The organism is Bacillus sp. NSP9.1, assembly GCF_000465465.2.
GTDB lineage: Bacteria > Bacillota > Bacilli > Bacillales > Bacillaceae > Bacillus > Bacillus sonorensis_A.
Map to the genome: position 1 here is coordinate 331,916 of NZ_CP048273.1, position 13,584 is coordinate 345,499.

Here is a 13,584-nt window from a genome sequence, read left to right on the forward strand (position 1 = left end):
AATCAGGTTATACATCGAAATCATCCCGTCTATAACCGGGATGATTTGAGGAGCAAAACAATCACATAAAATATTCGGGTCGGTTGATCATAATCTGTTTGTTCATTTGGCTGATAATGCCTTCACAGCGGAGTTTTTTCAGGACGGCGCTTACGGTTTCGCGCGATGTGCCGGAGATTTTCGCGATTTCCGAGGCGGTGATCGGACAGTTGATCACGGTTGAATCGCTTTCTTTTTGGCCGAGGCTTTCGGTCAAATAATAGATGGCCTGTGTCACCCTGTCGTGCGCATGGGAGAGAGTGATTCGTTTGAGCCTTTCTTCGTGAAGGGCAAGGATATCGGATAATTGATTCAGAACATCAAAGAGAAGGTTTTTGTTTTCCCTGACAAGATCTTCAAAAATGTTCATGGGAATATAGTAGAGTTCAATATCGGTTAAGGCTTCAGCGGCATAATGATAACATTCATCGCGAAACAGGCCGCCGAACGGAAAGAGTGTGTGAGGACGTACGTAGTCGGTATAAAACATGGATCCCGTTTCATTGGATTTTTCGAGTTTAATAAAACCGTCGAGAAGAAGATACATGCGTTCCCTGGGGTCTTCCTCCATGAATAAAATCTGGCCTTTATGGTAAGTGCGCCAATAGATAAACTGTTTCATACTTTCAAGCTCTTTTTTATTCAGGGAGGCGAATAGGGAAAACTTTTTCAGCTGATGTACAATGTCTTTGTTCTTCATATGAGCGGATCACCCTTTTCGATTTTGTTAAGACTTGAGGTAATATATCTTAAATTTTACTTGTTTTTGACGATCGGCAAAAGGAAGAACTCTTATAGAGCGCTTCCTTTGCCGCGCTTAGGCTTGTTCGACAATGGTCCCTGCATGGCCTTTGAGCGCTTCTTTCGCCAGTTTCAGGGAGGTAATCACCGTCTTGTTTCCTTTTTTGGCTTCGGCAAACTGAATGGCTGCTTTTACTTTTGGCAGCATGCTGCCCTCTGCAAATTGCTTTTCTTTGATATACCCTTTTAATTCCTCAGCAGTCACATGCCCGAGCGCCCGTTCCGTCGGTTTTAAGTAGTTGACGGCGACATGGTCGACACCTGTTAAGATGATCAGTTCATCCGCATGAACAAGCTCCGCTAACTTACAGGCGGCGAAATCTTTGTCAATGACGGCGTCGATTCCGCGGATGGACTGGCTTTGTTCAAGCACGGGAACACCGCCGCCGCCAGCCGCGATGACGATATGCCCTTTTTCAACCAACTCGTTGATGACGTCATGCTCAAGGATCGACACCGGTGCAGGCGACGGGACGACGCGGCGCCAGCCTCTTCCGGCGTCTTCTTTAAATACGAGGTCACCGTTTTGGTTCATCAGCTTTTTCGCTTCCTCTTCGCTGTAAAACGGTCCGATCGGCTTTGTAGGGTTGCGAAAAGCTTCATCATCACTGCGGACGGCAACACGGGTAATCACAGTTGCCGCATGTCCGTCTTTACCTTTTGCACGCAGCGCTTGGTCGATGGCATTTTGCAGCCAGCAGCCGATCATTCCCTGTGTCATCGATACACACGTCTCAAGCGGCATAGCCGGTGTTTTCGGAGAGTCCGCCTGCTTTTGCTGAATCATCAGATTCCCGACTTGCGGCCCGTTTCCGTGCGTGATGATCAGTTCAGTTCCATTGTCGAGCATATCCGCCAAATACACAGCCGTTTCTTCCAATGCCCGTTTTTGTGCTGCTGCGCTGGCGTCATCTCCCGTTTGAATGGCATTACCGCCAAGCGCGACGACAATTTTTCTTTTTTTCATATGAAACACCTCTGTTTGTTAAATTGAAATGCTGCCCGACATTAATTCCGCGATGGCTACAATCGCCAATATTAGAATGATGACGGCGACGACAAGCTCGGCCTTATTGAATACAGGTTCTTTTTTGCTTTTCCGGACCGCCCGGAATACGAGAATGCCGGGTGCGTATAAAATCATCGTCAACAGCAGGTAGTCAAGGCCTGCCGCATAAATGAGCCAGATGCCGTAAATGCTAGCGATCAGCCCGATTGCGATGTTCTTGATACGGTCGGGTTCCTTGTGCAGCCAGCTGTATTTGAGCTGATAAAACCCGGAAAATAAATACGGGATTAAGATAGCTGAGGAAGCCAAGGAAAAAGCGAACTGATATGCCGTATCCGAAATGATAAATGTCAGCAAAAACAGCTGGATGATAGCGTTTGTCAATGTCAGCGCATTTGTGGGTGCGCCGTTTTTGTTTTCTTTTCCGAACCATTTTGGAAAAACGCCTTCACGTGCGGCGATCAGCGGCAGCTCTCCGGCGAACAATGTCCAGGCCAACCAGGCGCCCAACACTGAAATAATCAGTCCAAAGTTGATCAGAACAGCTCCCCATTTGCCGACGATATGCTCCATGATGGCTGCCATTGAAGGGTTGGGAAGACCGGCCAGGTTTTCCTGGTTCATGACGCCAAACGACAGCATGGTGATCATGATGTAAATCGCCAGCACGCTGATCAGGCCGATGACGGTCGCCTTGCCGACATCGCTCGATTTCTTGGCCCGGCTTGAAAAAAGAACGGCTCCTTCAATTCCGGTAAACACCCAGACGGTGACGAGCATCGTGCTTTTCACTTGCGAACCGATTGATCCAAGCGACAGTCCTTGTCCCCAAAAATCCTGAGTAAATAAATCAAGATGAAAAACAAAGATGACGGCGATGATAAAAGCAAAAATCGGCACCAGTTTTGAAATCGTTGTAATCAAATTAATCATGGCAGCGGACTGGACACCGCGCAGAATCAAAAAGTGTACGCTCCATAAAATCACGCTTGCACCGATAACGGATGCGATGTTTTGGCCGTCTCCAAATACGGGGATAAAATAGCCGACAGCGCTAAACAGCAGGGTTCCATATGCGACATTGCCGAGAAGGGCCGCGAACCAGTATCCCCAGCCGCTGTTAAAGCCCATAAAATGGCCGAATCCCTCCCGTGCATAAGTAAAAATGCCGCCGTCTAAATCAGGTCTTTTCGTCGTCAGATTTTGGAAAGAGAAGGCCAAGGCAATCATACCGACACCGGTAATGACCCAGCCGATTAAGATGGCGCCGGCCCCTGCCCCGGAAGCCATATCGCTGGCCAGATTGAAGGCTCCGCCGCCGATCATTGAACCGATCACAAGCGCGATGAGCGCAAACAGCCCCAGTTTTTTTTCTTCCGCCATTGTTGGTCACCTCATTCGGTTTAGAATGGAAAAGGGGATCTTTCACCCTTTTCCTATCAGTCAAGGTCGCCCAATGTAGCCGCCATGACAGCTTTGATCGTATGCATCCGGTTTTCCGCTTCATCAAATACTTTAGAGTGCTTGCTGCGGAACACTTCATCTGTCACTTCCATTTCTTTGATGCCGTGTTTTTCGTAGACGCTTTGTCCATATGTTGTATGAAGGTCATGGAAGGCAGGCAGACAGTGCAGGAAGATGACATGGTCATTTCCGGTTTTCCTCACGAGCTCCATGTTCACTTGATAAGGTTTTAAAAGCTGAATCCGTTCGGCAAACTTGTCTTCTTCCCCCATGGACACCCAAACATCGGTATACAGCACGTCCGCTCCGGAGACTCCTTTGTCTGTATCGCTTGTGACGGTCACTTTTCCTCCTGATTCTTTTGCGAAAGCTTCCGCCATTTCGACGATTTCCCGATCAGGGAAAAGGTCTTCCGGTGAGCAGATTCTGACGTCCATTCCGACTTTGGCTCCGCCGATGAGCAGGCTGTTGGCGACATTGTTCCGTCCATCGCCGATATAGGTGAGCTTGACCCCCTTCACGCGTCCGATATGTTCTTTTACCGTCATAAAGTCGGCCAGCATTTGTGTCGGATGCCACAAGTCTGTTAAGCCGTTCCAGACCGGCACACCTGAATGCTCGGCAAGCGCCATGACTTTTTCGTGTTCAAAGCCGCGGAACTCGATGCCGTCAAACATGCGGCCGAGGACTTTTGCCGTGTCTTCAATCGATTCCTTTTTGCCGAGCTGAATGTCGTCTTTGCCGAGATATTCCGGATGTGCCCCAAGATCGATGCAAGCCGTAGTGAAAGCACAGCGCGTTCTTGTTGACGGTTTTTCAAACAGTAAAGCGATGTTTTTGCCTTCCAAATAGCGGTGTCTGATTCCCTGTGCTTTTTTGTCTTTTAAATCTTGGGCAAGGTCGAGCAAATATAGGATTTCTTCTTCAGAAAAATCCTTTTCAGCCAAGTAGCTTCTTCCTTTTAAGTCAATTGTTTTTGCCATGTTCTCTCTCTCCTTTTTCTGTTGAATTCGCCTATTTTACATCCTCACGGTAGAGCGGCATGCTCATGCAGCGCGGGCCTCCGCGGCCTCGGGAAAGCTCTCCGCTTGGGATTTCAATGACTTTGATACCCTGCTCTCTCAGGCAGGCGTTGGAAATATAGTTTCGATCATAAGTCACCACTACGCCGGGAGCGATGGCCAGCGTATTGGAGCCGTCGTTCCATTGCTCGCGTGCTGAAGCGATTTCATCTCCGCCTCCGCAGAAAATCAAGTTGACGTCTGAAAGGCCGAGCGTTTTCTTCAGCACTTCCAGCAAGTTGTGCTCTTCTGTAATATGAATGTCGTCTTCCGTTTCTCCCCGCTCAAGAATGAAGATCCGCATTTGTCCTTCAGGTCCTTGGATGGCGGGATGAATCGTGAATTGGTCGCGGTCGACCATCGTAAAGACGGTATCCAGGTGCATAAACGCCCTGCTTTTCGGTATTTCCACGGCAAGGACCCGCCGAATCCGTTTCTGTTGTTTAAACAAATTGCGAACAAGCCGTTCGATCGCCTGTGCGGTTGAACGTTCTGACACACCGATCGCAACCGTTTCTTCATTCAACACAAGCTCATCGCCGCCTTCGATATTGAAGTTGAAATCCCGGTCAAGCCAGACGGGGATGTCGTGTCCTTTAAACCGCGGATGGTGCTGAATAATGTAGCGCATAAACAAGGATTCTCTCCGGCGTGCGGGTTCCTTCATTTTATTGATGGTGAGTCCGCTGCCGATCGCTGCCGCCGGATCTCTTGTGAAATAAAGGTTTGGCATCGGGTCAAGATAAAATGGATAGTGGTCTTCCATCAGCTCGTGCAGGTGAGAGCGAAGCCCCAGTTCGATTTCATTTTTGCGGACGCCGCTCATCACACGTTCGACCATTGCTTCCGCTTCAAAGGAGAGCAAGTATTCTTTCAGTCTGTGATAAGCCCCGTTGATATCGGCTTTGCTCTCAGATAAAAGCTCGCTGATAAATCGTTCACGGACTGAATCGTCTTCCAAAGCTTCAGCGGTCAGCTTCTCTAAATAAAGAACCTCTGCGCCTTGATTTCTAAGGGTCTCTGCGAATTGGTCATGTTCGTTTTGCACGGCCGGTAAAAAAGGAATGTCGTCAAAGAGAAGCTTTCCCAGGTACTCGGGGGTGAGATTTTCCAGTTCCCGCCCGGGCCGCTTCAGCATGACTGTTTGTAAATGGCCGATTTCTGAGTAAACGTTGATCGGTGCTGTCATGTTCATCCCGCCTCCTACACTCTTTTTGTTACATGTAAAGCTTAAAACAGCGGGAGATCACGCGATGTGAAAGCGATAACAGCAAAAATGTGATCTATTTCACGTGTTTTTTGATGACACAAAAACAAAAATGAATAAATATGACATATCGAAAAACATCTCTTGTCAGGGCAAAGTGAAGAACGTATAAAATGTGTATATTTTACAAGGATCATTTTTTAAAATTTTTTTAGGGAAATATAAAAAGCCGATCCGCATGATGGGATCAGCTTGTTCAAACAGGCAATCAGCAAAAATGTTCACAGAATGATTGCGCGTTTTTCGATGATGGGGTAACCACAAGGCAGGTGTCATTTCCGCATATACAGCCCAACATTTCCGGGCGTCCGAGCTTGTCAAGAAGAACGCCGATAGCATGGGCATTTCCAGGCATTGTTTTAATGATGACCAAGTTTTCCGCACGACTCACCTGCAGGACAACGTCCGATATTTTATCCTTCAAAATTTTTGATGGGTTGACGGATAATGATGCGTTCGTGGTATAGACAAGCTTTCCGTTTTCATTTAGCTGTTTGACGAGGTACATCTCTTTAATATCCCGGGAAATGGTCGATTGGGACGCTGCTGCTCCACGGCTTTTCAGCAAGGCCGCCAATTGTTCCTGGGTTTCCACCGGATGTTCAAGAATGATTTGTTTAATAAGCCAGTGCCGTTTCTGTTTCTCCATATGAGGGCCTCCCTATGGCGAGCACGTATATCTACTATTATAGGATGTTTTGTTGGCTGTGCATGGAAGCTATTTTACAAAAAAACAACTATTTTATACTGGAAAAAGGGCTTGCTTGGCACTGAAAATTCACTTATAATGCTTGAAGATGACAAAATGATAGAACTGTAGAAAAAGTGGTTTTCTAGGGTTCCGCAGGTGCACCGCACTTGGTCTGGTCCGAGAGAAAACACATAACGAACAATCGTTATGACACGGTGGGATAAAAGCCCAGGAGTTTTGGCTCTTTCTTCATAAGAAGAGCGTTCTCCTGGGTTTTTATTGTGTTTTAACATACATCACTTCATTTTCGAAAAAGGAGTTGACGATATGAAAAAGAAAGCAATGGACATGATCATGATTACGATAGGAGCCTTTTTCTTTGCTCTGGCCGTGAATCTATTTGCGATTCCGAACGATTTGGGAGAGGGGGGCGTCACGGGGATCACGCTTATTTTATACTACGTGTTTGCATGGTCGCCGGGCATTACTAATTTTATCCTGAACGGGATTCTCCTCATCATCGGATATCGCTTTTTAGATAAAAAAACGACGATTTACACGATCATTGCGGTCGTCGCCAATTCATTCTTTCTGCATGTCACAGAAGACTGGGTGATACCGGCTGATGAAGTGATCATCAGCACGATTTTTGCCGGTGTATTTGCCGGCGTCGGCATCGGCATGATCATCCGCGTCGGCGGAACCACCGCCGGGTCCGCGATTCTCGCCCGGATCGCCAATAAATATTTTGACTGGAACATCAGCTACGCCTTATTGATGATTGACTTGGTGGTCGTATTCAGCTCCTACTTTATCATCGGGGCGGAGAAATTGATGTTTACGGTTGTCATGCTTTACATCGCAACAAAGGTCATGGACTTCATTATTGAAGGGCTTAACACGAAAAAAGCGATCACGATTATTTCCGAGCACAAGCATGAAATTGCCGCACAAGTCAACACGCTGATGGACCGCGGGGTCACGGTACTGTCAGGGAAGGGCCATTACACAGGCCATTCAAAAGAAATTTTATATATTGTGATCAATAAACAGGAGCTGTCCATGCTGAAAAAAATCATCAAAAGCACGGATAAGAAAGCATTTGTCATCATCCATGATGTCAGAGATGTATTTGGTGAAGGATTTGTTGATATCTCGAAATAAAAAAGGGCTGCCGAACAAGATCGGCAGCTTTTTTCGTTCTTTTGACCTGTTATGAATCATGATTCAAAATGCCTATTATGAATTTCAACCACAAACTTTTCCGCTTTTGTGAATTCCCTTCAAACCGCTTCGTTTAGGCAAGTTGTTCCATACATTTCATGTTTAAGCAAAAATTAAGATAAAAGGAATCCTAAACAATACTTTAGTATGATTTGGCAGATGTGCAAGTTTATTATAATTAAATAAAAAGACCTGGTTTTAAGGAGTGAAAATAGTTGGATTCAAGCAGGGTAATAGCGCTGGCGGAAAAGTATAAATCGGCCGCTGATGAAGTGAAAAAGTCGGAATTGCACTTGAAGACCCGACTGTCCGCCAATTCCGCTTCATGGAAGGGAAAGACCCGGGAACAGTTTGACAGTGAATTTGAGCAGACAACGGCGGCTTATCAGCAATTTGAAGCTGATTTAATCGAAATCAGCCGCGAGTTAATGACCGCGGCGGCAAAAATTGAACAGACGAAAGCGGAAATATTGAGAATGGAAGAGCTTGAAAGAAAAAAGAGAGAGAAATTGAAATAACAGCGGGAGAGGAGCGAGCGTATGGGGAAGGAAATCTTGGTCGATCCGGATAAGCTTGAAGGCTTGGCAAATGATTTTGTTAAAGAGCTGACTGACATGGAGAGATTATACAAAGACCTTCATCTAGAATTAACGACGATGATTTTAGGGTGTGACCCGCGCTACAGCCATTGCTTTTCAGGAGTAGGTGATGCCTGGTCGAGCGGCAATGACCTTGTCGGCAAGCTTGATGCCAATGAGCGATACATACGAAAAACGGCTGATAAGTTCGCCGAGCAGGACGACATTTTAAGAAAGCTGTATAACCTATATGATCAATACGGGACACTCACGGCGATGGCCGGCGTCACCATGAATCAATTTAAATATTACGGACTCGGGATTACAAAGTTTGTTAAGGATGGTTCAGGGCTGTATTCCGTCAGGCATACGAAGCTGCTGATGGACCTTTCGGGTATCATCGATGAGTCAAAATACAGCAGAGCCGCGAGAATTTTGCTGAGTCCAAAATATTTGTTCAAGAATCCTAATCTGCCATTTGCCGATTTGGTGCATAAGAAATTCACGAAATTTTATCCGCAGGATACGGTCGATTTTACCAATAAAATCAAAAGCTTTACGGCCGGTATGATCGATGAAGCGGGAAATAAGACAGCATTTAAAGATGTGTTGAAAGCCGGCGGCAAGTTTGCCAAGGGAAATGCGATTACAGCCGCTTTGATCACAGGCGCCACAGAGACTGTGGGAATGGGTTTGAAAATTTCGGAGAACTACAGTAAATACGGCAATAACCGCGAAGTATTAAAACGGGAAAATGCGAAAGCGGTCGGAAACGCCGTCAATAATACGGCCTGGATTACAGGCGGGTCTGTGGCCGGTGCGGTCATCGGCGGAGCGCTGGGCAGTGCTTTGGGTCCTGTTGGTACTGTTGTTGGAGGTGCAGCCGGTTCGTTTATCGGAGGAATTGTAGGAGAGCAAGCTGCTAAACTTACAGCGGGCATTGCCGAGAAAACAGCCCTTTTGCTGAAAAATCCGATCCAAGCCGGAATCGATAAAGCCAAAAAAGGATTCGAGCTGGCGGGTAAAGGCGTTCAAGCTTTTAATAAAGGCGTCGACACCGTCAATGAAGGCATTAAAAAAGGCGCCGAAACAGTCGGGAAAGGTTTTCAAAAAGCGAAAGAAACAGCCGGTTCTTTAATCAATGGCGCAAAACAATTCTTTGCGGGCAAGCTGTCGTTCGGTTAAGGGGGATATCAATGAAAAATTTGCAATTAAGCATTGAAGAGCTGATCTTCTGTTTTTACAGTGAAGGATTATTCGAGCAGGGCATGTCATTGAAACAAGCGTACTTTCCTGAAATGACAGAGGAGCAGCTTGAATTGATGTTTGAATTCTCATGCCGGTCTCTTCTGGCGAAAGACGTACTGGAATACAAAGAGCATCAATATAAATTAAAAGAACCTTGCAAACCGTTTATTCAAGCGTTGAATGATGCCGCTTTTACAATTAAAGTTGCAAAATTCGCCGGAGATGCAGAAGCAAGCGTTTCTTACCATGCTGCAGCCGATGGATTTTTTGCCCATGAGCTGAAACATGAGCAGCAGGTTCATCAAATCCGTTCTCTCGCTTCGAAAGAAGAAGTTCTCGAGCAAGCCGTTCAGTTTTTGAATATAAAGGAGAAGCAGGGGGAAAAAGGAGCAGCCCTCACTTTACAAAATGATGAATTTGAACAATTATTAAAGGGAGCCAGTGAAGAAAGGTCATTGGCCGATGAATATCTGGACAAATACGCCAATCATCCTCAGGCCGCAAGCTTTATGAAAGACTTGGTGATCCGGCAAGGAAAAATGGACAGTGTCATGTATATAGAATACGATCTGCACAATGCTCCTGATGTGAAAGACCTGATGTTTGTCATTCCCGGTACGGAGCATACATGGTTTGCCGCGGGGAGCGCAAGAAATGAATTCTCCGTTATGGCGGCCGAAAAAGAGATGATCCGCGACATGATATTTGGGGAGAGTCGTTTGCTGAAATAAAGAAGGTCCATGGTTTTTGGAACAGGTCGAAGTGGAAAGCCGGATGTTCTTCAGAATATGGGCGTTTGCAGGAACTGCGGGTATCGGTATAGTCGGAATATGGCTCGTTTTTGAGGCGATAAAATTCGAATCGACATATTCATTATTATATTTAGGCGCCGGCCTGCTCGGGATGATTTATGGTTTGCTCACGTTTTCCATGATTTTTCCCGCCTTCACGAAAAAGGCAGCGTCATCTTCAGCATTGTCAAAGGAGAAGACGGGCGGCTGTTTTCCGGAAAAACATCCGTCCATATCAAGGATATCAAAAGCATGAAAATGGGACGGCACCGCTACAGCCCGAAAGGCATTTTCTTCATGGACATCCTGATTCAGACGGGGAAGAATGGCATGGTGCGAATTCCAACTTACAACATTCTGCCCGAGCCGGAGTTCTACAAAGAGGTGGAGCTGCACATCCTGCCGTATATGACGGAGGAAGCGCGCGCGGACTGGATCGGCCAGTTTACAGAAGCGCAAAGAAAAGCATTTTTAAATGAGTTTCATAAGGATATTTAGTTTTTGGGGGGACTTATGATCACAAATCAAAAATCGCCGATAAACGTAAAAAGTAAAATGTTTTTCAGATGTTGGCTTTTTCTAGGCTCCTTTGGTTTAGGCGCCGCGAGTTTGTGGGTGTTTTATATGGGGGCCACTTTTCAAACCAAGTTCTATCTATTGGCTATACCGGCCGGAATATTATTTAGCTTCTTTTTCTTTACTTTATTCGCTATCGCTTTTCCCGCCTTCACGAAAAAAGGCGGCGTTATCTTCAGCATTATCGAAGGAGAAGACGGGCGGCTGTTTTCCGGCAAAACATCTGTCAATATCAAGGATATCAAAAGCATGAAAATGGGGCGGCACCGCTACAGCCCGAAAGGTATTTTCTTCATGGACATCCTGATTCAGACGGGAAATCATGGTATGGTGCGGATCCCGACCTACAACACGCTGCCCGAGCCGGAGTTTTACAAAGCGGTGGAGCTGCACATCCTGCCGTATATGACGGAGGAAGCGCGCGCGGACTGGATCGGTCAGTTTACAGAAGCGCAAAGAAAAGCATACTTGAATCAATTTCATAAAGATATTTAACAGATTCTGAGAATCAGCGCCATCAGGCTATTTTAGTCTATGGCGCTTTGTTTCATTCCCTAGTCTGAGAGATTTCCTCTTTTCATTCGGGAATCCCCGATGCAGCAGGGCCTGTGCCCGCATCTGCCCTCCTTATGATAAGCGAATTGGAAAAGGTGTGAAACCTTTGGGACGGAATATCCGTCATAATTTAGAGGCAATGCAATTGGTTTGACAGGCTGGTAGCTGTAGTTAAGATTTAGAGAAAAGCGTTTTCGTTTTTCCTATTTTATGTTATTGTTAAATTTGTTTATTTTGAATCAGAAAAACTTTAAAAGGTAGAGGTTATCATGAAGAAAATATTTTCTCATAAGCTAAGCTTTTTTCTGTTAGCTGTTATTTTTGTATGGGCTAAAACCTATGCTTCTTACTTTTTAGAATTTAATCTAGGTGTGAAAGGGACCACTCAGCAGGCTCTCTTATTTATTAATCCATTCAGCTTTACGATCGTTGCGCTCGGTTTGGCTTTATTTGCAAAAGGCCGGCGGGCGGCGGTTTGGATCATTATCATTGATGCTGTGATGACGTTCGCTTTATATGCGAATATCATGTTTTACCGTTTCTTTGATGACTTTTTGACTTTTGCAAACTTGAAACAAGCCGGAAACCTCGGCAATATGTCAGACGGAATTTTTGGTGTCATGGCTGCTCATGACGCGATCTATTTCATTGACCTCGTCATTCTGATTGCATTGTGTGTCCGCAGGCCTGAACTCAAGGCTTCCAAGCTGAAAAAAAGATGGGCTGCAGCCATCGTGTTGAGCGGTGTGGCGTTGTTCTTCATCAATCTCTCGATTGCCGAAGAAGACCGTCCCGAGCTTTTGACAAGAACATTTGACCGAAATTATATCGTCAAATATTTGGGGCCGTACAATTACATGATTTATGATGGCGTACAGGCCGCTCAGACCGCAAGCCAAAAAGCGTATGCAAGCAGCGATGATTTGACGAGCGTTGTCAATTATACAAGCTCGCATTATGCGAAGCCGAATGATGAGTACTTCGGCGCTGCAAAAGGAAAGAACATCATCAAAATTCATCTGGAAAGCTTCCAGACGTTTTTGATCGATTACAAACTGAACGGAAAAGAAGTAACACCGTTTCTGAATAAGCTGGCTCACGGCCAGGAGAACACGATCTATTTTGATAACTTTTTCCATCAGACCGGGCAGGGGAAAACCGCGGATGCCGAATTGATGATGGACAATAGCCTTTACGGACTGCCTGAAGGCAGTGCGTTTGTGACAAAAGGACAAAATACGTATCAATCCCTTCCGGCGATTTTAAACCAAAAAGAAGGGTATACAAGTGCCGTCATGCACGGGGACTACAAGTCATTCTGGAACCGCGACCAGGTATACAAACAGATTGGCTATGACAAATTCTTTGATGCCAGCACATACGACATGTCTGAAGACAACCTTGTCAACCTTGGCTTGAAGGATAAGCCGTTTTTTGAAGAGTCGATTCCGAAGCTGAAATCGCTCAAACAGCCGTTTTACGCCCATTTGCTGACACTGACAAACCATTATCCATTCATCCTCGATGATAAGGATGCGACCCTTGAGAAGGGAACGACAGGCGACAAAACGGTAGACGGATACTTCCAGACGGCCCGTTATCTTGATGAAGCCCTCGAACAGTTCTTTAAGGATCTGAAAAAATCGGGATTATATGATGATTCCGTGATCATCATCTACGGAGATCACAACGGAATTTCAGAAAATCATAACCGGGCGATGAAAGAGGTATTAGGCAAAGAGATTACACCGTATCAAAACGCGATGAATCAGCGCGTACCGCTGATGATCCGCATTCCGGGCAAAGAAGGCGGAGTCAACCATACGTATGGCGGGGAAATGGATGTCATGCCGACGATTCTTCATCTCGAAGGAATCGACAGCAATAAATATATCAATTTCGGGACAGATCTCTTCTCGAAAGAACATGACCAAACCGTCCCTTTCCGAAACGGCAACTTTGTCACACCAAAATACACGGTGATCGACACGACGGTTTATGATACAAAGACCGGAAAAGAGATCAAATCGAATAAAGAAGTCGAAAATATTAAATCACAGGTGTCAGAAGAGCTTGAACTGTCTGACCAGGTCCTTTATAAAGACCTGCTGAGATTCCATGAACTTCCTGACTTTACCCCTGTTGATCCGTCAAAATATCATTACGGGAAAGAAAAAGACGGTGAATAAAACAAAAAACCGCTTGGCGCGCCTTAGCCGCCAGGCGGTTTTTTTCTGCAAAAAAGAGCCGATTTTCCTATTCATCTCTGCTACTTTCAGC

The 13,584-nt window shown here is 45.8% G+C and carries 12 protein-coding genes, 1 pseudogene and 1 riboswitch; of the genes and pseudogenes, 7 read left to right on the forward strand and 6 right to left on the reverse strand.

Translation table 11 applies throughout. The annotated features are described in order from the left end of the window. Positions 1-61: 61 nt before the first annotated feature. The 6 genes from M654_RS01650 to argR form a co-directional block, all read right to left on the reverse strand. Positions 62-739 (reverse strand): Crp/Fnr family transcriptional regulator, encoded by a 678-nt coding sequence (locus M654_RS01650; RefSeq protein ID WP_026589291.1) that lies wholly within the window; start codon positions 737-739, stop codon positions 62-64. A gap of 117 nt (positions 740-856) precedes the next feature. After that, the gene (arcC, locus tag M654_RS01655) at positions 857-1,807 is read right to left on the reverse strand and encodes a carbamate kinase (protein ID WP_026589290.1); all 951 of its coding nucleotides are present in this window, start codon (positions 1,805-1,807) and stop codon (positions 857-859) included. Between the two features lie 18 nt (positions 1,808-1,825). Continuing rightward, positions 1,826-3,232, reverse strand: a complete 1,407-nt coding sequence (gene arcD, locus M654_RS01660) for an arginine-ornithine antiporter (RefSeq protein ID WP_026589289.1) — start codon at positions 3,230-3,232, stop codon at positions 1,826-1,828. Positions 3,233-3,288: 56 nt separating this feature from the next. After that, positions 3,289-4,296, reverse strand: a complete 1,008-nt coding sequence (argF, locus tag M654_RS01665) for an ornithine carbamoyltransferase (protein ID WP_026589288.1) — start codon at positions 4,294-4,296, stop codon at positions 3,289-3,291. Between the two features lie 31 nt (positions 4,297-4,327). Beyond that, positions 4,328-5,563, reverse strand: coding sequence for an arginine deiminase (arcA, locus tag M654_RS01670; protein WP_026589287.1), 1,236 nt, complete (start codon positions 5,561-5,563; stop codon positions 4,328-4,330). Positions 5,564-5,849: 286 nt separating this feature from the next. Further along, positions 5,850-6,290, reverse strand: a complete 441-nt coding sequence (gene argR, locus M654_RS01675; protein WP_026589286.1) for an arginine repressor — start codon at positions 6,288-6,290, stop codon at positions 5,850-5,852. 173 nt (positions 6,291-6,463) lie between these two features. Next, positions 6,464-6,569: riboswitch (guanidine-I (ykkC/yxkD leader) on the forward strand. A 90-nt stretch (positions 6,570-6,659) separates the two neighbouring features. Between argR and M654_RS01680 the strand changes: the two genes are divergently transcribed. The 7 genes and pseudogenes from M654_RS01680 (at position 6,660) to M654_RS01710 (ending at position 13,493) form a co-directional block, all read left to right on the forward strand. Then, positions 6,660-7,496, forward strand: coding sequence for a YitT family protein (locus M654_RS01680; RefSeq protein WP_026589285.1), 837 nt, complete (start codon positions 6,660-6,662; stop codon positions 7,494-7,496). Between the two features lie 275 nt (positions 7,497-7,771). Beyond that, positions 7,772-8,074 (forward strand): WXG100 family type VII secretion target, encoded by a 303-nt coding sequence (locus M654_RS01685; RefSeq protein ID WP_026589284.1) that lies wholly within the window; start codon positions 7,772-7,774, stop codon positions 8,072-8,074. Positions 8,075-8,095: 21 nt separating this feature from the next. After that, entirely contained in the window at positions 8,096-9,319 is a 1,224-nt protein-coding gene (locus M654_RS01690; RefSeq protein ID WP_026589283.1) for a tape measure protein, read from the forward strand. An 11-nt stretch (positions 9,320-9,330) separates the two neighbouring features. Then, positions 9,331-10,113 (forward strand): hypothetical protein, encoded by a 783-nt coding sequence (locus M654_RS01695; protein WP_026589282.1) that lies wholly within the window; start codon positions 9,331-9,333, stop codon positions 10,111-10,113. Positions 10,114-10,156: 43 nt separating this feature from the next. Next, positions 10,157-10,671: pseudogene (locus M654_RS01700) on the forward strand (YfjD family protein). Between the two features lie 15 nt (positions 10,672-10,686). Further along, the gene (locus M654_RS01705) at positions 10,687-11,244 is read left to right on the forward strand and encodes a YfjD family protein (RefSeq protein ID WP_035428559.1); all 558 of its coding nucleotides are present in this window, start codon (positions 10,687-10,689) and stop codon (positions 11,242-11,244) included. A gap of 329 nt (positions 11,245-11,573) precedes the next feature. After that, positions 11,574-13,493, forward strand: a complete 1,920-nt coding sequence (locus tag M654_RS01710) for a lipoteichoic acid synthase (RefSeq protein ID WP_026589280.1) — start codon at positions 11,574-11,576, stop codon at positions 13,491-13,493. Positions 13,494-13,584 lie beyond the last annotated feature (91 nt).

What these genes read in the sequence shown, in the direction of transcription:
- M654_RS01650 (WP_026589291.1), bottom strand. Translation starts at nt 739, where the DNA reads ATGAAGAACAAAGACATTGTACATCAGCTGAAAAAGTTTTCCCTATTC.
- arcC (WP_026589290.1), bottom strand. Translation starts at nt 1,807, where the DNA reads ATGAAAAAAAGAAAAATTGTCGTCGCGCTTGGCGGTAATGCCATTCAA.
- arcD (WP_026589289.1), bottom strand. Translation starts at nt 3,232, where the DNA reads ATGGCGGAAGAAAAAAAACTGGGGCTGTTTGCGCTCATCGCGCTTGTG.
- argF (WP_026589288.1), bottom strand. Translation starts at nt 4,296, where the DNA reads ATGGCAAAAACAATTGACTTAAAAGGAAGAAGCTACTTGGCTGAAAAG.
- arcA (WP_026589287.1), bottom strand. Translation starts at nt 5,563, where the DNA reads ATGACAGCACCGATCAACGTTTACTCAGAAATCGGCCATTTACAAACA.
- argR (WP_026589286.1), bottom strand. Translation starts at nt 6,290, where the DNA reads ATGGAGAAACAGAAACGGCACTGGCTTATTAAACAAATCATTCTTGAA.
- M654_RS01680 (WP_026589285.1), top strand. Translation starts at nt 6,660, where the DNA reads ATGAAAAAGAAAGCAATGGACATGATCATGATTACGATAGGAGCCTTT.
- M654_RS01690 (WP_026589283.1), top strand. Translation starts at nt 8,096, where the DNA reads ATGGGGAAGGAAATCTTGGTCGATCCGGATAAGCTTGAAGGCTTGGCA.
- M654_RS01695 (WP_026589282.1), top strand. Translation starts at nt 9,331, where the DNA reads ATGAAAAATTTGCAATTAAGCATTGAAGAGCTGATCTTCTGTTTTTAC.
- M654_RS01705 (WP_035428559.1), top strand. Translation starts at nt 10,687, where the DNA reads ATGATCACAAATCAAAAATCGCCGATAAACGTAAAAAGTAAAATGTTT.
- M654_RS01710 (WP_026589280.1), top strand. Translation starts at nt 11,574, where the DNA reads ATGAAGAAAATATTTTCTCATAAGCTAAGCTTTTTTCTGTTAGCTGTT.